Source organism: Stenotrophomonas sp. YJH_SMC_32 (genome assembly GCF_059369975.1).
In genome coordinates this window covers 102,858-124,071 of record NZ_JCAFTE010000005.1, presented here as the reverse complement: position 1 = coordinate 124,071, position 21,214 = coordinate 102,858, and the positions used below count along the sequence as shown (strand labels likewise).

Here is a 21,214-nt window from a genome sequence, read left to right as displayed (position 1 = left end):
GACCAAGGTCGACGCCTACCGACAGCCGCAGGAATCTGTCAGAGGTGGGGCGGTGTCGGAGTGCGGGGTGTCAGCCGCATGGATGCGGCTGCCAAGCTTACAGGGACGTACTTTCAGCGTCCCCGCACTCCGACACCGCCGCGCCATCCCACGGAGAGCGCGCTTTTGATTTTGCTGTTGAAGTTGCCGGCCAGCGGCCGGCACTACCGTGGGTGCAGGGCGCAGCCCTGCCGGACAACCCCCTAATCGTGACCGCTGTCGTCCAGGCTGATGATGCCGCGCCGCAGCGCCTGGGTTACCGCATGCGTGCGATCACCCACGCCGAGCTTGTCCATCAGGCTCTTCATGTGCGCCTTCACCGTCTGCTCGGAAATCTGCATGCGCTCGCCGATGCGCTTGTTCGACAGCCCTCCGGCCACGTGCCGCAGTACCTCGGTCTCGCGCGGCGACAAGCGATCTTCCACTACATGCGCGGCGATGCTGGCCGCCACGGCCGGGGGAATCGGTGCGCGCCGGCCGCCGGCGACCATGCGGATGGTGTCGACCAGTTCATGGCGCAGCATGTCCTTCAGCAGGTACGCGCTGGCGCCGGCCTGCAGCGCCCGCACCGCACGTACGTCACCACGGTAGGTGGTCAGCACGATGATGCGCGCGCGTGGGTCCAGCGCGCGGATCCGCACGATGGCTTCCACACCGTCCAGGCGGGGCATCTGCAGGTCCATCAGCACGACGTCAGGCTGCAGCTGCTGGTAGCGTGCGATGGCTTCTTCGCCATCGGCGGCTTCGCCCAGCAGGCGCAGGTCGGCATGGGCGCCCAGCAGTGCCGCCAGGCCATCACGCAGCAGCGGGTGATCATCGACCACCAGTACGCCGATCGGGGTAGGGGATTCAGTCATGGCTCGTTCTACTCCAGGGCCAGCGCCAACGCGATGGGCGGCGGTGATACAGGCGACGGGCGGGAACCGCCAGCGCGACCTCGGTGCCCAGCCCGGGGCGGGTCCACAGCTGCAGTTCCGCGCCGAGGCGCTGGGCGCGCTCACGCATGCCCTGCAGGCCCCAATGGCCATGGCCGGCGTTCTCGTCGGCAATGCCGGCGCCGTCGTCGCGCACGTGCAGCAGGAAACAACGCGTGCCATAGGACAGTTCCACTTCAATGGCACTGGCATTGGCATGGCGCAACGCATTGCGGATGGCCTCGCGCCCGATCAGGAACACCTCTTCGGCCGCGTCGGCCTGCAGCGGTGGCGTCGCGCCTTCCACGGTCAGGCGCAGGGGATTGATGCCATGCCCGGCGTATTCGGCGTGCACGTCGGCCAGCGCCGAAGCGAGGTCGCGGCCCGCAAACGGCGCCTCGCGCAGCGCATTGACCCGCTCGCGACCCTCGGCCAGGTTGCGCTCGGCCAGCTGCATCGCTGACTCAAGCTGACTGCGCACAGGCTCCGGTGTCTGCGCTGACTGGCTGATCGCGTGCAGGCGCAGGATCAGACCCTGGCTACCCTGCAGCAGGGTGTCGTGCAGGTCGCGCGCGATGCGTTCGCGCTCGCCGTTGCGTTCCTGCAGTCGGGCGCGGAACAGTGCGGCCAGCTGCCCGCTGCGGATGCGTACCGCCAGCACCAGCAGTGCAAGCACGGCGGCGGTGCACAGCAGCTTGAACCACACTGTCTGCATGAAGGTGGGAGCGATGCGGAAGCTGCGGCTGGCCGGTGCGGTGCTCCAGATGCCGTCCTCGTTGGCGGCTTCCACCTCGAACCGGTAGCTGCCGGGCGCGAGGTTGGTGTAGTACGCACGTGTGCTGCTGCCAGCGTCCTGCCAACCATCATCCACGCCCGACAGGCGGTAGCGGTATCGGTTGCGCTCCGGACGTGCCAACGACAGCGCCACGTAATCGATCTGCAGCTGGCTGGTGCCGGCCGGGAGACGCAGGCCATCGCGTAGCGGCGCGTGCTCGCTGCCATACAGCACCTCGCCGATACGCACGCTGGGAGCCATCGTATTGACGTGCGAGCGGGTGGTGTCCAGCCAGGCCAGGCCCTGGTTGGTGGCCAGCCACAGCAGGCCGTCGTCGGCCAGGGCGGCGGTGGAGATCGGTCCGCTCTGCAGGGCGATGCCGGGCATGCCGTCGATGGCATCGAACAGGCGTGGCGTCACTGGCAGACCGGTGCGCAGGGCACGGCGCAGCAACCCGCTTTCCATCCGTACCAGGCCACGGCTGCCGTTTAGCCACAGGTGCCCATTGGCATCGGCGACCATGCCGGTGATGCCCTCCAGGACACCGGCCATGTCGGTGTGCACCGGAACGAACCGGCCGTTGCCCAGCCGTGCCGCCAGCCCCGCTTCGCCGGCGACCAGCAGAAGGTCCCGGTGGTGCAGCATCGCGGTGATCGGCCCTACCGACAGGCCGTTCCCGGCGTCGAAGGTCTCGGTGCCATTCGCACCCAGGCGGCGCAGGCGGCCATCGGCATAGCCGAGCAGCAGCTGGCCATCGGCATCCAGCGCCAGCGATGAGCAGGCCTGCTCTGGCAGGCGGATTTCACGTTGCCACTGGTCATGCTGGTAGTGCAGCACCCCGCGTTCTCCGGCGCAGACCCAGGCCTGTCCGTCATCGGGGAACAACAGGGCATGCAGCGGCTGCCCGGTGAACGGCGCCGGCAGCGGGATCAATGTGGTGTGGCCGGCGACCGTGCGCGCGAGGTTGACCCAGTCGAACTGCCAGATCGGCGTGGGTGCCTGCCGAGCGGCGGCCTGCAGCTGCGTGGCGCTGCCATCCAGCAGGGGGCGCCGCAGGTCGTAGGGCTTGAGGTCTTCGCCATAGCCATACACGCGCCCATCGCTGGCCCGTACCAGCGAGCGGTAGGGATCGCTCGGGCCGACCACCAGGGCGTGCACGCTGCGTGCGCGGAAGCGGTTGAGGCCGAGATTGGTGCCGACCCAGAGATTGCCTTCGCGATCGACGATGATCGGCACTGCCGATGTGGCAGTCAGTCCTTGCGGCGAATCGAAGCGTTCCATTCGCACGGCCCGGGTGCCGTCGAAGGTGATGCGGGCGACGCCGCCGTGCGGGCTCATCGTGGCCCACAGCGCGCCATCGGCAGTGAACTGCAGGCGCGCAGCAACCAGTTCCGGCAACCGCCGCGCCTCACGTTCGCTGTCTGCCAGCAGACCCTGCGCGTTGGCCAGCGGCGAGGTGCCGCGCACCCGGTCGGCCAGCCACACTTCACCCTGCGGGCTTTCGGCCAGCGTCGCCATCTGCGAGACCGCGATGCCGGTGTCCTCGAACGCGGTCTGGCCCGCCGCACGCATCCAGATCTTCAGGTCGGCCAGCACCCAGAACCTGCCCCGGCTGTCGTGCAGCACCCACTGCACACGGCGCTCTGGCAGGCCGGCAGCGGCCGGCAGTGGCTGCCAGCGATGTCCGTCAAAGCGGCGCAGCCCGCCATTGATCGCCGCCCAGAGCTGCCCCTGGCGATCCTGGCTGAAGCGTGGGACCACGCCGACCGGCACCCCCTGCTCGCGGCCGTAGCTGCGCAGCTGCCCATGCGTGAACTGGCTGATGCCGGCCTGGAAGTAGCCGATCCAAAGCGCACCGCCGGCGGCATGCGCCAGCGTGACCATGTTGGTGGACGGGAACTGGCTGCCGGCGGGCGCCGCCTGCCGTTCGAAGCGACGGCCATCGAAGCGGTACAGGCCCGAGCCGGTAGCCAGCCACAACAGGCCCTCACGGTCCTGGGCAATGTCCCAGATATCGCCCGGCGCGCCCTGGCCGACACGCCAGGCGGTGTGTTCGTAATCGGGCAGCCCGCCGCTCACCGGCGGGCGCTGCACGGCAAAGGCGGGCAGGGAGGTCAACAGCAGCAGGCACGTCAGCAGCGTCGGCAGGCGACGCACGGACGGGAAGGGGCGGCCACGCATGGCGCGCATTCTGGCAGGTGTGGGGCAGTCCGGGGTGACCCGAACGGGGTAGGCGGCGTGCGCCGGCGTCGGCTATCACGCCGGCATGCCCTCCGGAGCCCCGCCATGCAGCGCCTGTTCGTGATGTTCCCCGACCGCGGTCCGGGCATCGGCCTGCTGTGGTTGCGGTTGTGCCTGTCCGCTGCGCTGTTCACGCCCGGCATGCAGGCGGGCGGGTGGTCGGCGTTGTGCCTGCTGGCAGTGCTGATGCTCGTGCTGGGTGCGTTGACGCCGCTGGCGGCGCTGATGGCGGCCGTGGGCATGTTCGCGCAGCAGGCGCCGTGGCCGCAGGCGGTGCTGCCATTGGCGCTGTTGATGCTGGGCCCTGGCGCCTATTCATTGGATGCGCGGTTGTTCGGGCGCCGCCTGCTCGGCCGTCGGCCTCCCCCATTCGGGTAGGTGCTGGCCTCGACCGACGGGGGTGGGGCATCACGCAGGGGTCACGCACCATGGGGCACCCCTTCGCGGCGTCCCGCATGGCCACCCTCTTCCCGCCTGATCCGCCCGCCGCTTCACTGGCACCGCAACAGGCCGCCGCGTTGCAGCGCGCCCTGCGCTATGTCGATGAGCATCTGTCGCAGCCGCTGCGGGTGACCGAGCTGGCGGCGGCCGCCTGCGTCAGCCGCTTCCATCTGGTACGCCTGTTCCGCGCCGGTACCGGCGCCAGCCCGCTGCGCTATGTCCGCCGCCGTCGCATCGAGCGCGCGCGCCAGCTGCTGCCGGGCGCGCAGCTGCCGATGGCCTGCCTGGCCCAGCAGCTGGGCTTCTTCGACCAGAGCCATTTCGTCCGCAGCTTCCGCGCGGAGACCGGCTGCAGCCCCGGCCAGTACGTTGCCGGCGATGCCGCCCTGTTGCATCCCCTTGATCGTGTTTCCAACGGAGTCCACCCATGAGCCTTGCCACCGCCACTCCCGCCCCGGCGCTGCTGTCGCCGACCGACCACGCCCTGGTGCTGATCGACTTCCAGTCGCAGATGGCGTTCGCCACCCACACCATCGACATTTCCGCGCTGCGCAACAACGTGTCGCTGATCGGCAAGGGCGCCAAGGGCTTCAATGTACCGGTCGTGCTGACCACAGTCGCCGAAGCATCGTTCTCCGGGCCGATGTTCCCGGAACTGCCGCAGATCTTTCCGGGCCAGACGGTGTTCGATCGCACTTCGATGAACACCTGGGAAGACCAGCCTGTGATCGATGAGATCAACCGCATCGGCAAGCGCCGTCTGGTCATCGCCGGCCTGTGGACCAGCGTCTGCATCGTCGGCCCGGCACTGTCGGCGCTGGCGCAGGGCTTTGAGGTGTATGTGATCACCGATGCCTGTGGCGATGTCAGCGAGGAAGCGCACGAGCGTGCGATCACCCGCATGGTGCAGGCCGGCGCGGTGCCGATGACCAGCGTGCAGTACCTGCTCGAACTGCAGCGCGACTGGGCACGGGGTGAAACCTACGACCTGACCACCGGCATTGCGCGCGATCACGCTGGCGGCTACGGCATCGGCATCCAGTACGCCAAGCGGATGTTCGGTGCGCAGGAAGGCGGGCACTGAGCATGGTTGCCGGCCATGGCCTCGACCTGGCCCTGCTGATGCTGCGCGTGGCGGCAGGAGGCTTCCTGCTGCCGCACGCGCTGGGCAAGCTGTTCGGCTGGTTCGGGGGGCCGGGGCTTTCCGGCTTCGCCACCGAGCTGCGCGGTTTCGGGCTGCCGGCAGTGGCACCGTTGCCATTGCTGTTGGCCTTGCTGCAGGTGTTGTCCGGGCTGGCCGTGCTGCTGGGGTGGCAGACCCGCATCGCCGCGCTTGCGGCGGCTGCCTTCATCGGCTTCACCGTGCTGTTGGCCCTGCCCAAGGGCTGGTTCTGGATGCGCGGCGGCAGTGAGTACCCGTTGATGTGGACCACGGTGCTGCTGGCCCTCGCGCTGGCCGGCCCCGGCGCCTGGGCGCTGGACGGCCAACGCCTTCCGGGAGAATTCGCATGAGTCACGATCCCCTCGATCACGGCCGCCGCAACGTGGTGCTGGCCAGCGGCGCCGCTGTTGCGCTCGGTCTGGCAGGTCGTGTCGGTGCCGCACTCGATTCCACTTCCAAGGAACGTCGCATGAGCACGCTGGTCATCCGCAATGCCCGCATTACCACCCTCGACCCGCAGCAGCCGCATGCGCAGGCGCTGGCTGTACAGGAAGGCCGCATCGTCGCCGTCGGCAGCGACGAGGAGATCATGCGCGGCTGGGGCAATGAAGCGACCTTGATCGACGCCCAGGGCCGGCGCCTGCTGCCCGGCCTCAACGACAGCCACACCCACCTGATCCGTGGTGGCCTGAACTACAACCTGGAGCTGCGCTGGGACGGCCTGCGTTCGCTGGGCGATGCCCTGGACACGCTGAAGGTCCAGGTAGACCGTACTCCCGCGCCGCAGTGGGTCCGCGTGGTCGGTGGCTTTACCGCCGCGCAGTTCAACGAGAAGCGCCTGCCGACGCTGCAGGAGCTCAACGACATCGCACCGGATACGCCGGTGTTCCTGCTGCACCTGTATGACCGCGCACTGCTCAACCGCGCCGCGCTGCGCGCCTGCGGCTACAGCAAGGACACACCGGATCCGCCGGGTGGCCAGATCGTGCGCGATTCGCTGGGCAACCCGACCGGGCTGCTGCTGGCCAAGCCCAACGCGCTGATCCTCTACGCCACGCTGGCCAAGGGCCCGCGCCTGCCGATCGAATACCAGGCCAACTCGACGCGCCACTTCATGCGCGAACTGAACCGGCTTGGCATCACCTCGGTGATCGACGCCGGCGGTGGCTTCCAGAACTACCCCGAGGACTACCAGGTCATCGAGAAGCTGCATCGCGATGACCAGCTGACGGTGCGCATCGCCTACAACCTGTTCACCCAGAACAAGGGCAGGGAAGTGCATGACTTCCGTGGCTGGAGCGAGATCCTGCAGCCGCGCCAGGGCGATGACCTGCTGCGCCACAACGGCGCGGGCGAGATGCTGGTGTTCTCCGCCGCCGACTTCGAACTGTTCAACGAGCCGCGCCCGGAACTGCCGCCGGAGCTGGAGCCCGAACTGCACGACGTGGTGAAGCTGCTGGTCGAGAAGCGCTGGCCGTTCCGCATCCACGCCACCTACGACGAGAGCATCACCCGCATCCTGGATGTATACGAACAGGTCAACCGCGAGGTGCCATTCGATGGCCTGCACTGGTTCATCGACCACGCCGAGACCATCACTCCGCGCAATATCGAGCGCATCCGCGCGCTGGGTGGGGGTATCGCCGTGCAGCACCGCATGGCCTACCAGGGCGAAGCCTTCGTCGAGCGCTACGGCGTGCAGGCGGCACGGCACACGCCGCCGGTCAAGCGCATGTTGGCCGAGGGCGTGCCGGTGGGCGCAGGCACCGACGCCACCCGCGTGGCCAGCTACAACCCGTGGGTGGCGTTGTCCTGGCTGGTGACCGGGCGCACCGTGGGCGGGTTGGCCCTGTATGGCGAGGAAAACCTGCTCGAACGCGAGCAGGCGCTGCGCCTGTGGACCCAGGGCAGCGCCTGGTTCTCCGGCGACGAAGCAGTGAAGGGGACATTGAAGGTTGGTCAGCTGGCCGACTTCATCCTGCTCTCGGCCGATTTCTTCCGCGTCGACGACGCGCAGATCGCTGACATCACCAGCATGCTGACCGTGGTCGGCGGGCGCATCGTGCACGCCGACGGCGATTATGCTGGGCTGGCGCCGCAGCTGCCGCCGGCGATGCCGGACTGGTCGCCGGTCAACCGGTTCGGTGGTTACCACGTTGGTGGTGCCGCCACCGGATTGGCCGCTGCCCATCGCCACCATCACGGTGTGGCCTGCAGTACGCATGGTGCTCACGGTCATGCCGCGCATCACCCGGCGCCGACCGATGACCTGGCCGGGTTCTGGGGCGCGATGGGATGCTCGTGCTTCGCGTTCTGAGCCTGGCGCTGCTGTCCGTGCCCTCGCTGGCGCTGGCCTGCGAGGGCGGCCGCTGCAGCGACGCGGGCAACGGCGAGCTGCAGCTGGACGCATCGCTGCGCCTGCGTGGCCTGCACTACGACCCGACCCGGTTCGGTATCGGCGGCAGCGAAGATGGCTATGGCCTGCTGCGCGCACTGGCTTCGGCCACCTATGTGGAGGACACCTGGCAGGCAAAACTGCAGCTGGGCGTGCATGCCGAGAATGGCAAGGCAGGCGGCCCGGGCCGCACCGACCGTGGTGCCTTGGACGTGCAGCAGGCGTACTGGCGCTGGCAGCGCGGTGGCTTCCATGTGCAGCTCGGCCGGCAGGAAGCCGGCTATGGCAGCTCGCGGCTGTTGTCGGTACGCGATGGGCCGAACATCCGCCTGGCCTTCGATGGTGCGCGCCTGGGCTGGAAGGGGCGGCTCGGCACGCTTGACCTGATGGCCCTGCGGCCGGTCGAGAACCGGCCGGGTGCCTTTGATGATCGCAGCGAACAGGGTGCGCACCTGTGGGGTGCCTATGCCACCGCGGCACGCGGGCAGGGCGTGGGACAGTGGGATCTGTACCTGCTGGACTATCGTCGCGACGGTGCGCGCTTTGCGGCGGGCTCGGGAACCGAGCGCCGGCAGACACTCGGTGCGCGCTGGTTCGGCCAGTCAGGTCCGCTGGACTGGAACAGTGAGCTGGTGGCGCAGGGTGGTGAACTGCGTGCCGCCACCGGCCCACTCGACGTCCGTGCCTGGACGCTGGCGACCGACACGGGCTGGCGCTGGAGGGAGCGGCCACTGCAACCGCGGCTGGGGCTGAAGGCCGACATCGCCGGTGGCGATGGCAACCTGCACGACCGGCGACTGGGCACCTTCAATGCACTGTTCCCGAAATCGGCCTACTTCAGCGAGGCCAGCCTGCTGGCCCCGGCCAATCTGATGGACCTGCAGCCGACCCTGGCCCTGCGCCTGCACGACGCGGTGACGACGGAACTGGGCGTACAGATGGCCTGGAAGCATCGTCGTGCCGATGCGGTCTACACCACGCCGGCGCCGCTGGTGGCGTTGCCGGGCAGCGCCGGTGGCGCGCGCCGCATCGGCACCCAGTACAAATCCGAAACCCGCTGGCAGGCCAGCGAACACTGGCAATGGCAGCTGCAGCTGGCCTGGGTCGACGCCGGTCCTGCACTGAAGCAGGCTGGAGGCCAGGACACGCTGTTCGCCTCGATCGTTGGAGCATGGCAATGGTGAACGCAACCGCGTCGCAACCCCCCGTACAGGACGCAGGTGCCTGGTCCCCGCTGAAGATCCAGATGTTCCGTTCGATCTGGCTGGCAATCCTGGCCAGCAACATCGGCACCTGGGTCAATGATGTGGCCGCCGCCTGGGTGATGGCCGAGCGCACCGGTTCGCCGCTGATGGTGGCCCTGGTGCAGTCGGCCACCACGGTGCCGATCGTGCTGCTGGCGCTCGCTGCCGGCACCCTGGCCGACATTGTCGATCGTCGGAAGTACCTGTTGGCGACCCAGGGCTGGATGCTGCTGGTGGCCGCAGCGATGGCTGCGTTGACCGCGATGGACCTGCTGACCCCGCAGTTGCTGGTGCTGCTGACCTTCTGCATGGGCTGCGGTGCGGCGATGGCAATGCCCGCGCAGGCCGCCATCGTCTCCGAACTGGTGCCACAGCCGATGCTGGCCTCGGCGGTGGCGCTGAACTCGATCGGCATCAATATCGCCCGTTCGATCGGCCCGGCCATCGGCGGCGTGATCGTCGCCCAGCTGGGTGCGGTCTGGGCGTTCGGCTTCAATGCCATCACCTTCGCCGCGATGCTGTTCGTGGTGTGGGGCTGGAAGCGCGACCCAAAGCAGTCGAGCTTGCCGCCGGAAGGCTTCGGTGCCGGATTGAAAGCGGGCCTGCGCTACGCGAGCCGTGCCGGACGGCTGCAGGCGGTGCTGATCAAGTCGGTCGGCTTCTTCTTCTTTGCCGCGGCAATGAACGCGCTGTTGCCGGTGGTAGTGCGTGGGCAGATGCAGGGTGGGGCGGGGCAGTACGGCATGCTGCTGGGCTGCATCGGCATCGGCGCAGTGGGTGGTGCGTTGCTGCTGCCGAAGCTGCGCGCACGGATGGATCGCGACCTGCTGGTGCTGCTGGCGACGTTGTCGCTGGCCCTGAGCCTGGTCGGGCTGGCGCTGACCCGCAGCTGGTACGTGCTTCCGGCGGTGATGCTGGTCAATGGTTTTGCGTGGATCACCGTGCTGTCGTCGCTGCAGATCGCTGCGCAGACTGCGGTTCCGGCATGGGTACGTGCGCGTGCGCTGGCGCTGTACATCATGGTGTTCTCTGCCGGCATGGCCGCCGGCGGCCTGAGCTGGGGCGCGCTCGCTCAGCGCACCTCGCCCGAACTGGCATTGCTGGTGGCAGCGGCCGGTGCGGTGATCGGTGGGTTGCTGGTGTGGCGCGTGCGCATCGCCGGCACCGAAGACCTGAACCTGCGCCCGGCCGGGCACTGGCCGGCACCCGAGCTGTCGGTGCCGGTGTCGAATGATCGAGGCCCGGTGCTGGTCACCATCGAGTACCGCATCGATGATGCTGATCGTGCCACGTTCCAGGCGCAGATGCGCGCGCTGGGCACGATCCGCCGCCGCGATGGCGCCGTGGTCTGGGGCGTGGTCGAGGACGTGGCCAGCCCGGGCATCCACCTGGAGTATTTCGTGACCCCGTCGTGGCTGGAGCACCTGCGCCAGCATGAGCGCATCACCGCCGACGACAAGGCGATCCAGGAAGTGCTGCGGGAACTGCATCGCGGTGAGCGCGCACCGGTGGTACGCCACTTCGTGGGTGGCCATGATCCGCTGCCGAAGACCGGGGTACCACACCATCACAGCGATATCTGACACAAAAAGGGGACGGAGGGGATTAAGTCGTTTGTGCACAAACGACTTAATCCCCTCCGTCCCCTTTTTTGCGGCGGCGCTGGGTAGCGCCGCCGCGATACCTCACTTGCGTGCGAACGCCAGCAGGTCGGCGTTGAACTGGTCGGCGTGGGTGATGGTCAGGCCATGCGGCGCACCGGCGTACACCTTCAGTTCGGCATCCTTGATGATCTGCGAGGACAGCTTGGCCGAGGCATCGAACGGCACGATCTGGTCGTCATCGCCGTGCACGACCAGCGCCGGCACGTCGATCTTCTTCAGGTCCTCGGTGTAGTCCACTTCCGAGAATTCGTGCACGCAGTCGTACTGGCCCTTGACGCCACCGAGCATGCCCTGCAGCCAGAACGCATCGCGCATGCCCTGGGTGACGTTGTTGCCATCCCGGTTGGCGCCGAAGAACGGGGTGGTCAGATCCTTGAAGAACTGCGAACGGTCGCCGCCGGTAACCTTGCGGATGCCGTCGAAGACCTCCAGCGGGGTGCCGGCGGGGTTGCCAGCGGTCTTCAGCATCAGCGGCGGCACGGCGCCGACCAGCACCACCTTGGCCACGCGCGCGCTGCCGTGGCGGCCGATGTAATGGGCCACTTCACCGCCGCCGGTGGAATGGCCGACCAGGATCGCGTCCTTCAGGTCCAGCGCTTCGATCACCGCGGCCAGGTCATCGGCATAGGTGTCCATGTTGTTGCCGTTCCAGGTCTGGCTGGAGCGTCCGTGGCTGCGGCGATCGTGGGCGACCACGCGGAAGCCGTTCTGGCCCATGAACAGCATCTGCGGATCCCAGGCATCGGAAGACAGCGGCCAACCGTGGGCGAACACGATCGGCTGGCCGGTGCCCCAATCCTTGTAGAAGATGCGGGCGCCATCGGCGACGGTGACGAAGTTGCTCATTGCAGGTTCCTTGGCGGAAGGGAGGGAAGGCTTCGGCAGGATGCCGGTGCCTTCGGCAGTACAGCGCAGGCGCAGGCGACCGACTTGCACGGCTGTGCTGGATTGCATCGGATGTGACGCGTATCGCTCTGGCAGGACGGGAGCCGTATGCCGAGGATGAGCGCAGCCCGCCACAGGAACGCACGGATGCCCGCCATGCGATGGTCGCTGATGCTGTGCCTGCTGCTGCCCATGGCAGCGCCGGCACAGACCCATGTCTACAAGTGCGTGGATGGACCGCACCCGGTCTACCAGCAGACACCCTGCCAGGGGCGTGCCGCATGGCGCTGGGACGTGCCCGCGGAGCAGTCATTGTCCCGCGGCGCTGTGGCGCCAGCGGCCTCGACACCGAAGCCATCGCCCCGGCAACGGCGTGCGGCGCGGGCGCACGGTGCGCTGATCACGATCAGCACGGATGCGGCGGCCTGCGAGCGTGCCCGGCGTGATCGCGAGCAGGCGTTGCTCAAGCGTCGGCGCCTGGACTTCGTGCAGCGCCGGCAGCTGGATGACGCGGTCTACGGCGCCTGCCAGTGACGCGGAGGCGCTGACGTGCCGAAAACGACAACGGCGCCATAGGGCGCCGTCGCGTGGAGTACCGTGAGTGCAGCTCTCAGCGACCGTCGCTGGCGGCCGCCGGTGCGGGCACGCTGTCCGGCTTGGGCAGGCTCAACTCCGGGTTGCCCTGTTCGGCCTGCAGGATCTGGATGCGGCGCTGCAGGGCGTCCAGCTGGCTGTTGGTGCTCTGCACGTCGGTGCTGAGGCTCACGGCCTGCTGCTGGGCCTGCTGCAGGGCGGTGCTGACCTGTGCCGACTGCGCCTGCTGCTGTTCCATTTCCTGCTGCAGGGTGCGCAGGCGTTCTTCGTTGTAGGCCACCAAGCGCTCGGTGTAGCGCTTGCCGGCTTCAAGGCGGGTGGTGTCGATGTAGACCTGGGCCAGCTGTTCGGACTGCTGCGCGAAGGTGCGATAGACGCGCTCGGCGTTGTCCACCGCATCGGTCTTGATCACCCGCCAGAAGTTCTTCTCCTGGAACAGGGCGACGTAGTAGGTCAGGGTGTTGGCATTGAACAGCAGGCTGGCGCCGTAGTTGCCGTTGTAGGTGGTGCGCAGCTCGGTCAGCTGGCGCGAGTCCATCAACTGCTTGAGTTCGTCCACGGTATTGCGCACCACAGGCGCGCTGCGCGCCGGTTCGGCTGCCGCCTCGCGGTCGCCACGTGCAGCCATCGCTGCCGGTGCCACCAGCATCATGACCACGGCCAGCACTGCCGCGCTGCGCGCGTGCCGGGCAAAGACCGCGCCCCCTGAAGTTTCTCGCATGTCTAGACCATCCACGGATGAGTGTGGGTTGAGATGAAGGTGGTTCCCCGCCGGGAGTCTAGCATGGGTGTGGGCGCCGCCAAGGGCGCCCGTCACCGGTCAGTAGACCAGTTGTGCGGCGCTGCACTGGATCGACTGCACATTGACGTCGGTCCGGCCCAGTTCAACGCCCAGCACGCTGGCCAGCAGGTTGGTCAGCAGGGTGCCGATACTGTTGAGCACCGGCCGCAGTGCGGCCAGGATCGGCTTCAGCAGGGTGCACAGCAGTCCGCTGCAGCTGACGCTGCCATCGGGGTTGGTGACACCCGTTCCCCCGGCACCATCGAGAAAGCCGGCCGGTGCGGTCTGGATGTAGGACGCCAGATTGTTGCGCACGCAGCCGTTGTAATCGATCAGGTTGCCGAGCAGGCTGTCGCAGCGGTTGATCAGCAGGCCGCCGACCAGCGAGCCGAGCAGACCGTCGAGCACGCCCAGTCCCTGGCCGGTGACCGTAACCTTCAGCGCATCCCAGACCGGCCCGTCCTTGTGGCAGGTGGTCAGGTTGAGCAGCCCGCACGCATATGGCAGCCCACCCGGCACGGTCCAGCTGTTCAGCGGAGCCAGCTGCTTGCCGGGATCGCCGTCGCGCAGCAGTGGAATGAGCTTGTCGATGTCGTAGCGTCCACCCGTGGGAAACGCCGCCTGCAGATAGCGATCGGCCAGCGCCTTGGCGGTGTCGTTGGCGTTCATGCCCTGCTTGGGCGAATTGAGCATGCCCGACAGCACCCGTAGCAGTTCGTTGACCAGGCTCGACACTGCGTCACCGATCGCGAGCGGGTTGAACCGGGTCGAGCCGGTCTCACCGGCGGCCAGGGTCAGGGTCTGCGTGCTGGTCAGGGCGGGCAGGGTAATCCTGTCGTTGATCAATGGTTGGCCCAGCAGCTTCAGCAGCTGTTCGTCCTGCAGCGTGGCATCGCAGACATTGGCCTTGGAGAAGCGCTGTGCGGGGTCGACATTGCCGACGCAGGCGCGCAGCACCGACGAGTCCACCTGGATCGTGGCCTTGGGTGGACTGCCGCCGCACTGGATGCCGGTCAAGGTGCCCATACCGTTGGCCACGTCGACGTGCAACGGCAGGTGCAGGCGCGTGCCAAGCAGGTTCAGCAGCGGCCCCAGCGCGAACAGGTTGTTGCTGTCCACGTCCGCCATCAGCCGCACCTGCGCGTTGTAGGCACGGCTGCCGACGCCGCCGATGGCGATCGATGGCGGCTCGACCACGCCGGCCTGGATCCTGATGCCCAGCAGGTCCAGTCCCTTGACCGCCACGCCGTTGCCATCGTTGGCGATGGAGATCGCGGTGTTGATCAGGTTGAGCACGTTGATCTGTGACTCCAGTGCGCTGCCGACCGTGCCGTCGGGCGAGACAACTTCGGCAAACAGGCCACCGCCGCCGGACTGGCTGCCAAGCACGATGTTGAGCTTGTTGATGTCCAGCTGGGTGGCAACCAGATCGGACAGGGCGCGCAGCTGCACCCCCACTGCGGAGTCACGGCCGACCACGGTGGCGGTAGCATCGACCAGCTGTGCCAGCGAAATCTTGTTGACCGACAGCAGGCGATTGAAGTCGGCCACGCTGAGGTTGGCGCTTACCGGTATGTTGAGCGCTTTCAGCAGGCCGGACGGAGTCACGTTGGCCTGTGCCAGGCCGTCATAGGACAGCACCGTGGCATTGGTGACGTCCAGGCCAACCAGGCGCAGGGTGGACAGCAGCACTGAATCGCCATTGGTCCGCAGCAGCTGCGAGCCGACCGCAAACACCGCGGTGGGTTCGGCACGGCGCGCCACGGCCTGCACGCTCACGGTGGGCAGGCTGGAAGTCTGACCGAAGAAGGGCAGCACGCTGCGCTCGGCGATCACCTGAACCGCATTGCGGGGATTGCTGGCATCGACGCTGGTGACGAAGCGGGTGCCGGTGCCACGGCTGGCGCTCCAGTTGCCGCAGCGGATCTGCAGGGTGCCTGCGAACCCGTTCTGGACCACCGCATTCTGCCGGGCAGCGCTGTTGTCGCTGTTGTCCGGGCTGCACAGCTCCAGCCGCTGTGCGCCGGCCAGTGCGGCAAGGTCGGCCACCTTCTGCGCATCACGCTTGGCCCAGAACAGATAGCCGATCTCTATCAGGCCCAGCATGGCCACCAGCGCCAGCATGACCAGCATCATCGTGACCGACATGCCGCCGCGTGCGCGGCTGAAACTGAACTGTCGTGGGCGTTTCATGGCCGACCTCAGCGTCCGGAGGAGGAGGCGTCCTTGGACCGGGAGACATCGGTCTCAAAGAAGTCCGGGATCTCGTGTTCAAAGCTCTTCAGGTAACGCGCATAGCTCAGCGTGGCCTGGTCACCCAGGATCGGCAGGCGCTGGCCGGCCTGCTGCCCGGAGGCCTGCAGGCGGAACAGGTTGCGGGTGGCCTCGCCGCTGGGCAGACGCGCGCGCGGTGCTGCGGGCGATGCTGGTGCGATGTCGTTTGCGATGCTCGTCGCTTGCGCCGTGGCCCCCCCGGCGGATGCGGAGGGAGCGGCGATGTCCAGGCTGGGAAGCGGCTCGGCCTGCATCGGCGCTGTAGCCGGTGCCGACAGTGAGGGGCCACCGAGCATCTGTCCGGTCAATGGCTGTTGCTGCGCCTGCACGGCACCGGCAACAAGCAGGCAGCACAGCACGGGCAACAGGCGTCGGATCTGGCGCATCGTGGTCATGGTGTGCTTCCGGTCGGGTGGTCGGTGGCGCTGAAGCGTTCCAGCATCGAGGGTGGCAGGCGCTGCGGATCGCGTTGGTCGCGCGGGTCGCGGTGGGGTTCGCTCGCCAGCCGTGCGCCGCCCGATGCACGAGCGCCACTCTCGACGCTCGCCGTGTGTGCAGGTGTGGCTGCGTTGGCGGCAGCAGCGGCCTGTCGTTGCTGCAGGCGCGTCCGGATCTGCTGGGCCTGCTGCTGGATGCTTCGGCGCGTTTCCTCGTTGAGGCTGGCCTGTGCCGATAGCCGCTCCGCCGTCGCCTGGTCGCCGCGCAGTACCGCCCAGAGTGCAAGGTTGGCCGTTGCCTTGGCGTTGCCCGGTGAAAGTTCCAGGGCCTTGGCCAGCGGCTCGCGGGCCTGATCGAACTGGCCGGCACGCAGCCGTGCATAGCCCAGGTCACCCAGGTAGTCGGTGTTCAAGGGCTGCAGCTGCGTGGCGCGCGCCAGCGCCTGTTCGCTTCCGGCGTCGTCGTCGCGGCGTGCAGCGATCAGGCCCAGGCCGTGGGCGGCCGCCGCGGCCTGCGGCCCGCTGGACAGCTCGCGATACAGCGCGATCGCCGCGTCGGCCTGGCCGGTCTCGCGCAGTGCGTCGGCCTGCAGCAGGCGCAGGGCAGGGCGATCACCATAGCGCTGGCGGAAGGCCTCCACGTGGGCCAGCGAGGCATACCAGGCGCCCTGCTGCTGCATGCGTTCGATCAGCTCCAGATAGGCGTTGCGGCTGTCCTGCGGATCGGGTTCCGGCGGCGCAAGGCTGGGCGCCCGCACATATTTCGGTGTGGTCGAGGCGCAGCCACTGGCCAGGGCGGCGAGGGCGACGGCAAGCAGCAGGCAGGAGGTGCGCAGGGCAGGCATCAGGGAGATCCCATCTTGGACAGGGTGGTGGCCAGCGCGACCAGCGCCGGGCCGGCAAGCACCAGCATCAGTGCCGGCAACAGGGTCAGCATCATCACCACGGTCATCTTCACCGAGAGCTTGCCGACCTTTTCCTTCAACGCGTTGCGGCGCTGTTCGCGCAGGCGGAGGCTGAACTGGCGCAACGGCTCCTGCACTGCGCCGCCGTGCGCATGCACCTGCAGGATCAACTGCATCAGGCTGGCCAGGTCATCATCGGCGTAGACCTCGCTCAGCCGCCGCAATGACTGCGCGCGCGTGCGGCCATGGGTATAGGCCACATTGGCTTCCTGCAGTTCGCCGCCGAGTACCGGCAATGCATCGCGCAGCTTGTCGCCCAGCGTCTGCAGGCTCTGGTCCATGCTGAAGCCCACGCCCTGCAGCAGGCGCAGCAGGTCGATCAGCAGGGGCAGCTCGTTCTCGACCGCACGGCGGCGGCGCTTGACCCACGACGACAGCACGAACTTCGGCAGCAGCAGCCCGGCCGCCAGCGCACCGATCACCACCATCACCTTGGCAAGCCCGTGCGCGCTGCTGAACGCCAGCGCCAGCGCCAGCACCAACAGGGCAAGCAGCAGGCGCAGGCCGAGATAGATCGCGGTGCCACGGCGCGTGTTCCAGCCAGCCAGGTCCAACAGCAGCTTGTCTTCGTTGGCAAGCAGCGCAGCCTCCAGGCGGCCGCCACTGAGCGAGCGCCCGAAACGCTCGATCCAGCCCAGCGAGTCGCGGCGCGTGGCCTCGGTGTCGCGGCCTTCCTCACGCGGCTGCAGGGCGGTTTTCAGTGTGGCTGAGGTGCGGTGCTCGCGATGGCTGCGCACCCAGCCGGCAATACCGAGCAGGGCGACGCCGGCCGCCAGCACCAGCAGCGAAAGGGCGAACCAGGCGCTGGCGCTCATCGGGCACCTCCGGGGCGGCTGTGGGCGGTCATAGCGATTTGGCCAGGCGGTACAGCAGGAACGCCCCTAGCAGTTCCAGGCCCAGCGCGATCAACAGGATCCTGTGACCGAGCGGGTCGTGCAGCACCGGCTGGAAGAACGCCGGGCTGGAGATCGCCATCAGCACCGCACTGGCGGGTGGCAGCAGCCCCAGCACCCAGGCCGACATCCGTGTTTCCGAGGTGGTGGCCGCCAGTTCCTGCTGGGCCTGTTCCAGGTCGCGCATGAAATCGCCCATGCGTTGCAGGATCTGGTCGGCGCGGCCACCGATGCGCACGCTCACGCCGATCACCACTGCCAGCACCTTCAGTACGTCCATCCGGTACGGCTGCGCGGCCAGGCTCAATGCACGATCCAGGTCCATGCCGCTGCGCGCATAGCGCACCGTGGTGTCGAGCAGGCCGCGCAGTGGCGCGCTGGTCTGCATCGAAGACACCTGGAACGCGGCCTGCAGGCTGTTGCCCAGCGCGGTGAGGCGGACCAGGTTGTCGAGAAAGTCCGGCATCTGGTGCAGCAGCTGCGCGCGCAGCTTCGTGATCCGGCGCATCACCCACAGCCAGCAGCCCAGCAGGTACAGCAGCAGGGTCAGCGGAAACATCCAGGCCGTGCCCAGCCGCATCGCCGCCACGGCCGCAAGCATCAGTCCCGGCACCAGCAGCATCAGTGGCAGCTTCCAGCCCGGCGGAAGGCCGGCGCGCTGCAGGACACCGTCCCACGGCAGTACACGGGTTCCGGTGCTGGCCGGGCGGGTCGAATCGTTGGCCGCCGCAACGGCAGGCCCGGCCGGTACCGCGCCGGCCGCGCTGCCGCGCGCCAGCTGTTGCTCGGCATGCTGCAGCGAGGCCTGGCGCTGCTCACGGCTGGCGGCGGTGCCCCATAGCCAGACGGCCAGCGCCAGCAGCACCGAGATGATGCTCAACACGCCCAGCAGCAGGCCGGTGCCCATGCTCAGAAGTCCCCGTAGAGCGATTCGCGCAGTTGCTGGCGGAACGGCTCCAGCTTGTGCGAGTGCGGATGGAAGCCCAGGCCGATCCAGCGGTCGGTCTCGCGGCCGGTGGCGTCGATCTGCACCTCGTGGCGGAACATTTCCTGGGTGGTGATCAGGTTGTCGCTGACCCCGGTGATCTCGGTGATCGAGACCAGCACCCGGCGCCCGCTGCCCAGCCGCGAGATCTGCACGATGAAGTCGATGGCGCTGGCAATCTGCCGGCGCAGGCTGTCCTCGCTGCCCTGGAAGCCGGCAAAGCCTGCCAGCATCTCGATGCGGTACAGGCAGTCGCGTGGCGTGTTGGCGTGGATGGTGGCCATCGATCCGTCATGGCCGGTATTCATCGCCTGCAGCATTTCCAGCACTTCAGCGCCTCGCACTTCGCCGACCACTATGCGGTCCGGGCGCATGCGCAGACTGTTGCGCACCAGGTCGCGGATGCTGACCGCGCCCTGGCCCTCGGCGCCGCCGATGCGGCTTTCCAGGCGCACCACGTGCGGATGGTTCAGCGAAAGCTCGGCGGTGTCCTCCACGGTGATGACGCGCTCGCTGGGTGGCACGTAGCTGGCCAGTGCATTCAGCAGCGAGGTCTTGCCGGAACTGGTGCCGCCGGAGACCAGGATGTTGCAGCGGCCCAGCACCATCGCCTTCAGCAGGGCCTGCATCGGTGCGTCGAAGGTGCCCTTGGCAAGCAGCTCGTCGGGGGTGAACGGGTCCTTGCGGAACTTGCGGATGGACACCATCGGCCCGTCCACCGCCAGTGGCGAGATGATCGCGTTGAGGCGGCCGCCGTTGGGCAGGCGCGCATCGACCATCGGATTGGAATCATCCAGCCGGCGGCCAAGCGGCGCGAGGATGCGGCGCAGGATGCGCAGCAGGTGGGTGTCATCGGTGAAGCGCTGGGTGGCACGCCGGAGCTGGCCACCCTGCGAAACGTGCACGTCCTTGAAACCGTTGATCAGGATGTCTTCGATGGAGGGGTCGTGGAGCAGGTCGTCCAGCGGGCCGAAACCGGTCAGCTCCTTGACCAGGCCCTCGGCAACCACCTGCATCTCTTCTTCGTTGATCGGGATGCGCCATTCCTGGATGAAGCCCACGGTCTGTACCTGCACCCAGCGGGCGATGGTATCCGGGGCCCAGGAATCGATGTCGATGCGCTCGTCCTCGATGCTGTTGAGCAGGTGCTCATGCGCGGCCGACAGCACCTTCTGGTACTGCTCGGTCTGTGCGAACGGCAGGTGGCCCGGGCTTTCGTGCAGCAGCGGGCGGGCAACGGCATGCGGGAACGGGGTTACCTTGTCTTCCATTGCGATCCACCCAGGGCAAGGGAGAGTCTTTCCCGCAGGCCATGCGGCTGGACCGGGCAGGCAGCCGGGTCCAGCCGTGACACGAGCGGGGCGAGGGCACGCAGGTAGGGATCGCGCGGCGCATCCTGCAGCAGCAGGCGGCCCTGGCTGGCGGCAAGGCGCACACGCGGTCGTTCAGGCAATGTCGCCAGCAACGGCAGTTCGAAGCGGCGTGCGATCTGTTCCGGGCTCATGCCGCTGCTGTCGTCGTGGCGGTTGATCACCAGTTGCAGGCGCTTTTCGCGCTCGCGCTGGCCTGCAAGATGCTTCAGTGCCTGGTCCAGCGAGACCAGCGTGGCGATCGACGCATCGGTGACCAGCCAGATCTCGTCTGCCTGGTCCAGCAACAGCGGCGGCAGCTGCCGCAGCGGGCAGCCGCCGGCATCACACAGCACGCTGGCGAACACCCCGCGCAGGCGCTGCAGCAGCGCGCCAGGGTCGGACGGGGGCACGGCATCACTGCCGCCGGCACGGTCCAGCAGCACCAGCCCGGAGTCATGGCGCGCCATCGCGGTGCGTGCGAGGGTGGCGTCGATGCGGCTGGCGTTGCGCAGCGCATCCTCGTAGTGGAAGCGGCTGTCGAGATTGAGGTACAGCGCAAGGTCACCGGTGGGCTGTGCCAGTTCCATCAGGAGGCCGTCCTGTTGCACTGCATCGCCCTGGGCGAGGGCCCGCGTCTGTTGCGCCAGCACCGAAAGATGTGCGGCCAGGGTACTGGTGCCGACGCCTGCGCGCACGCCCAGCAGCACGATCAGGCGCGCCTTGTGCGCATGCTGCGCCACTGCGGCCGGGCGCGGTGACAGTGCGCGCCGCAGTGCCGCCTCGATGCCGGCGTTGTCACTGTCCAGGTCCAGCACATCGCGCAGGCCGGCGCGCAGCGCGATCACCACGCCTTCGACCTGGCCGGCGCTGGTGGCGCCGACCGCGACCAGCGCCAGGTCCGGTTGGGTCTGCTGCAGCTGCTGTGCCAGTACGCTCGAGGCAGCCGCGTGCTCGGGCCGGAAGTCAAGCAGCACCAGGCTCTGCGGGCCGCGTTGCAGGTCCTGCGCCGACGTTGGCGCACTGCTGTCCTGCCAGTGCAGGGTGGTGGTCGGCGGCAGCTTGGCGGCCAGCCGGGGCAGCAGTTCGCGGTCGATGCCGTACAGGACCAGGTTCATCGGCGGTCCTTGCGGATGCAGCGGCTGGGCGGTGGCGTAGGGCATGGGCGTGGTTCTA

General features: G+C 68.1%; 19 protein-coding genes. 8 read left to right on the top strand and 11 right to left on the bottom strand.

From position 1 onward, the window contains the following. Positions 1 to 242: 242 nt before the first annotated feature. On the bottom strand, positions 243 to 896 hold the full coding sequence (locus tag AC5P7S_RS09610; protein ID WP_095377132.1) for a response regulator: 654 nt from the start codon (positions 894 to 896) through the stop codon (positions 243 to 245). Next, a complete protein-coding gene (locus tag AC5P7S_RS09605; RefSeq protein WP_095377131.1) occupies positions 889 to 3,918 on the bottom strand; it encodes a sensor histidine kinase in 3,030 nt (1,009 codons plus the stop codon). The genes AC5P7S_RS09610 and AC5P7S_RS09605 overlap by 8 nt, the downstream gene beginning before the upstream one ends. A 96-nt stretch (positions 3,919 to 4,014) precedes the next feature. On the opposite strand from AC5P7S_RS09605, the gene AC5P7S_RS09600 reads away from it, so the two are divergent. From AC5P7S_RS09600 to AC5P7S_RS09570, 7 genes are all read left to right on the top strand, one after another. After that, positions 4,015 to 4,347 (top strand): hypothetical protein, encoded by a 333-nt coding sequence (locus AC5P7S_RS09600; RefSeq protein ID WP_005417009.1) that lies wholly within the window; start codon positions 4,015 to 4,017, stop codon positions 4,345 to 4,347. 50 nt (positions 4,348 to 4,397) lie between these two features. Further along, on the top strand, positions 4,398 to 4,841 hold the full coding sequence (locus AC5P7S_RS09595) for a helix-turn-helix transcriptional regulator (protein ID WP_050562701.1): 444 nt from the start codon (positions 4,398 to 4,400) through the stop codon (positions 4,839 to 4,841). After that, complete coding sequence (locus AC5P7S_RS09590; RefSeq protein ID WP_005417006.1) at positions 4,838 to 5,494, top strand: hydrolase; 657 nt, start codon at positions 4,838 to 4,840, stop codon at positions 5,492 to 5,494. The genes AC5P7S_RS09595 and AC5P7S_RS09590 overlap by 4 nt, the downstream gene beginning before the upstream one ends. 2 nt (positions 5,495 to 5,496) lie before the next feature. Further along, positions 5,497 to 5,922: a DoxX family protein gene (locus AC5P7S_RS09585; protein WP_065185735.1), complete on the top strand. Its 426-nt coding sequence runs from the start codon at positions 5,497 to 5,499 to the stop codon at positions 5,920 to 5,922. A 119-nt stretch (positions 5,923 to 6,041) separates the two neighbouring features. Continuing rightward, positions 6,042 to 7,889, top strand: a complete 1,848-nt coding sequence (locus AC5P7S_RS09580; protein WP_170944893.1) for an amidohydrolase — start codon at positions 6,042 to 6,044, stop codon at positions 7,887 to 7,889. After that, positions 7,868 to 9,151, top strand: coding sequence for an alginate export family protein (locus AC5P7S_RS09575; protein ID WP_095377129.1), 1,284 nt, complete (start codon positions 7,868 to 7,870; stop codon positions 9,149 to 9,151). Before AC5P7S_RS09580 ends, AC5P7S_RS09575 begins: the two co-directional genes overlap by 22 nt. Continuing rightward, on the top strand, positions 9,145 to 10,794 hold the full coding sequence (locus tag AC5P7S_RS09570) for an MFS transporter (RefSeq protein ID WP_065196125.1): 1,650 nt from the start codon (positions 9,145 to 9,147) through the stop codon (positions 10,792 to 10,794). Before AC5P7S_RS09575 ends, AC5P7S_RS09570 begins: the two co-directional genes overlap by 7 nt. Before the next feature lie 102 nt (positions 10,795 to 10,896). Here the strand turns inward: AC5P7S_RS09570 and AC5P7S_RS09565 are convergent, their stop codons facing one another. Further along, on the bottom strand, positions 10,897 to 11,721 hold the full coding sequence (locus AC5P7S_RS09565; RefSeq protein WP_095377128.1) for an alpha/beta fold hydrolase: 825 nt from the start codon (positions 11,719 to 11,721) through the stop codon (positions 10,897 to 10,899). A 186-nt stretch (positions 11,722 to 11,907) separates the two neighbouring features. Here AC5P7S_RS09565 and AC5P7S_RS09560 point away from each other — a divergent pair, with 186 nt between their 5' ends. Further along, on the top strand, positions 11,908 to 12,294 hold the full coding sequence (locus tag AC5P7S_RS09560) for a hypothetical protein (protein WP_095377127.1): 387 nt from the start codon (positions 11,908 to 11,910) through the stop codon (positions 12,292 to 12,294). Between the two features lie 76 nt (positions 12,295 to 12,370). Here the strand turns inward: AC5P7S_RS09560 and AC5P7S_RS09555 are convergent, their stop codons facing one another. The 8 genes from AC5P7S_RS09555 to AC5P7S_RS09520 all read right to left on the bottom strand — a co-directional run bounded on the left by AC5P7S_RS09555 (position 12,371) and on the right by AC5P7S_RS09520 (position 21,201). Continuing rightward, positions 12,371 to 13,075 (bottom strand): DUF2968 domain-containing protein, encoded by a 705-nt coding sequence (locus AC5P7S_RS09555; RefSeq protein WP_095377126.1) that lies wholly within the window; start codon positions 13,073 to 13,075, stop codon positions 12,371 to 12,373. A 99-nt stretch (positions 13,076 to 13,174) separates the two neighbouring features. Further along, the gene (locus AC5P7S_RS09550) at positions 13,175 to 15,328 is read right to left on the bottom strand and encodes a TadG family pilus assembly protein (RefSeq protein WP_095377125.1); all 2,154 of its coding nucleotides are present in this window, start codon (positions 15,326 to 15,328) and stop codon (positions 13,175 to 13,177) included. An 8-nt stretch (positions 15,329 to 15,336) separates the two neighbouring features. Further along, positions 15,337 to 15,804 (bottom strand): DUF3613 domain-containing protein, encoded by a 468-nt coding sequence (locus AC5P7S_RS09545; RefSeq protein ID WP_095377124.1) that lies wholly within the window; start codon positions 15,802 to 15,804, stop codon positions 15,337 to 15,339. Then, complete coding sequence (locus AC5P7S_RS09540) at positions 15,801 to 16,691, bottom strand: tetratricopeptide repeat protein (protein ID WP_095377123.1); 891 nt, start codon at positions 16,689 to 16,691, stop codon at positions 15,801 to 15,803. The genes AC5P7S_RS09545 and AC5P7S_RS09540 overlap by 4 nt, the downstream gene beginning before the upstream one ends. Then, on the bottom strand, positions 16,691 to 17,626 hold the full coding sequence (locus AC5P7S_RS09535; RefSeq protein WP_069138312.1) for a type II secretion system F family protein: 936 nt from the start codon (positions 17,624 to 17,626) through the stop codon (positions 16,691 to 16,693). The genes AC5P7S_RS09540 and AC5P7S_RS09535 overlap by 1 nt, the downstream gene beginning before the upstream one ends. Before the next feature lie 28 nt (positions 17,627 to 17,654). Next, positions 17,655 to 18,611, bottom strand: a complete 957-nt coding sequence (locus AC5P7S_RS09530; protein ID WP_095377122.1) for a type II secretion system F family protein — start codon at positions 18,609 to 18,611, stop codon at positions 17,655 to 17,657. Positions 18,612 to 18,613: 2 nt separating this feature from the next. Next, positions 18,614 to 19,960 carry a TadA family conjugal transfer-associated ATPase gene (locus AC5P7S_RS09525; RefSeq protein ID WP_053500164.1) on the bottom strand — a complete coding sequence of 449 codons (1,347 nt, stop codon included), beginning with the start codon at positions 19,958 to 19,960 and terminating at the stop codon, positions 18,614 to 18,616. Then, complete coding sequence (locus AC5P7S_RS09520) at positions 19,945 to 21,201, bottom strand: CpaE/TadZ family protein (protein ID WP_065185731.1); 1,257 nt, start codon at positions 21,199 to 21,201, stop codon at positions 19,945 to 19,947. Before AC5P7S_RS09520 ends, AC5P7S_RS09525 begins: the two co-directional genes overlap by 16 nt. Between the last annotated feature and the right edge of the window lie 13 nt (positions 21,202 to 21,214).

Excerpts from the sequence above, each read along its gene's own strand:
- AC5P7S_RS09610 (WP_095377132.1), bottom strand. The coding sequence starts at position 896 with ATGACTGAATCCCCTACCCCGATCGGCGTACTGGTGGTCGATGATCAC.
- AC5P7S_RS09605 (WP_095377131.1), bottom strand. The coding sequence starts at position 3,918 with ATGCGCGCCATGCGTGGCCGCCCCTTCCCGTCCGTGCGTCGCCTGCCG.
- AC5P7S_RS09600 (WP_005417009.1), top strand. The coding sequence starts at position 4,015 with ATGCAGCGCCTGTTCGTGATGTTCCCCGACCGCGGTCCGGGCATCGGC.
- AC5P7S_RS09595 (WP_050562701.1), top strand. The coding sequence starts at position 4,398 with ATGGGGCACCCCTTCGCGGCGTCCCGCATGGCCACCCTCTTCCCGCCT.
- AC5P7S_RS09590 (WP_005417006.1), top strand. The coding sequence starts at position 4,838 with ATGAGCCTTGCCACCGCCACTCCCGCCCCGGCGCTGCTGTCGCCGACC.
- AC5P7S_RS09585 (WP_065185735.1), top strand. The coding sequence starts at position 5,497 with ATGGTTGCCGGCCATGGCCTCGACCTGGCCCTGCTGATGCTGCGCGTG.
- AC5P7S_RS09580 (WP_170944893.1), top strand. The coding sequence starts at position 6,042 with ATGAGCACGCTGGTCATCCGCAATGCCCGCATTACCACCCTCGACCCG.
- AC5P7S_RS09575 (WP_095377129.1), top strand. The coding sequence starts at position 7,868 with ATGCTCGTGCTTCGCGTTCTGAGCCTGGCGCTGCTGTCCGTGCCCTCG.
- AC5P7S_RS09570 (WP_065196125.1), top strand. The coding sequence starts at position 9,145 with ATGGTGAACGCAACCGCGTCGCAACCCCCCGTACAGGACGCAGGTGCC.
- AC5P7S_RS09565 (WP_095377128.1), bottom strand. The coding sequence starts at position 11,721 with ATGAGCAACTTCGTCACCGTCGCCGATGGCGCCCGCATCTTCTACAAG.
- AC5P7S_RS09560 (WP_095377127.1), top strand. The coding sequence starts at position 11,908 with ATGCCCGCCATGCGATGGTCGCTGATGCTGTGCCTGCTGCTGCCCATG.
- AC5P7S_RS09555 (WP_095377126.1), bottom strand. The coding sequence starts at position 13,075 with ATGCGAGAAACTTCAGGGGGCGCGGTCTTTGCCCGGCACGCGCGCAGC.
- AC5P7S_RS09550 (WP_095377125.1), bottom strand. The coding sequence starts at position 15,328 with ATGAAACGCCCACGACAGTTCAGTTTCAGCCGCGCACGCGGCGGCATG.
- AC5P7S_RS09545 (WP_095377124.1), bottom strand. The coding sequence starts at position 15,804 with ATGACCACGATGCGCCAGATCCGACGCCTGTTGCCCGTGCTGTGCTGC.
- AC5P7S_RS09540 (WP_095377123.1), bottom strand. The coding sequence starts at position 16,691 with ATGCCTGCCCTGCGCACCTCCTGCCTGCTGCTTGCCGTCGCCCTCGCC.
- AC5P7S_RS09535 (WP_069138312.1), bottom strand. The coding sequence starts at position 17,626 with ATGAGCGCCAGCGCCTGGTTCGCCCTTTCGCTGCTGGTGCTGGCGGCC.
- AC5P7S_RS09530 (WP_095377122.1), bottom strand. The coding sequence starts at position 18,611 with ATGGGCACCGGCCTGCTGCTGGGCGTGTTGAGCATCATCTCGGTGCTG.
- AC5P7S_RS09525 (WP_053500164.1), bottom strand. The coding sequence starts at position 19,960 with ATGGAAGACAAGGTAACCCCGTTCCCGCATGCCGTTGCCCGCCCGCTG.
- AC5P7S_RS09520 (WP_065185731.1), bottom strand. The coding sequence starts at position 21,201 with ATGCCCTACGCCACCGCCCAGCCGCTGCATCCGCAAGGACCGCCGATG.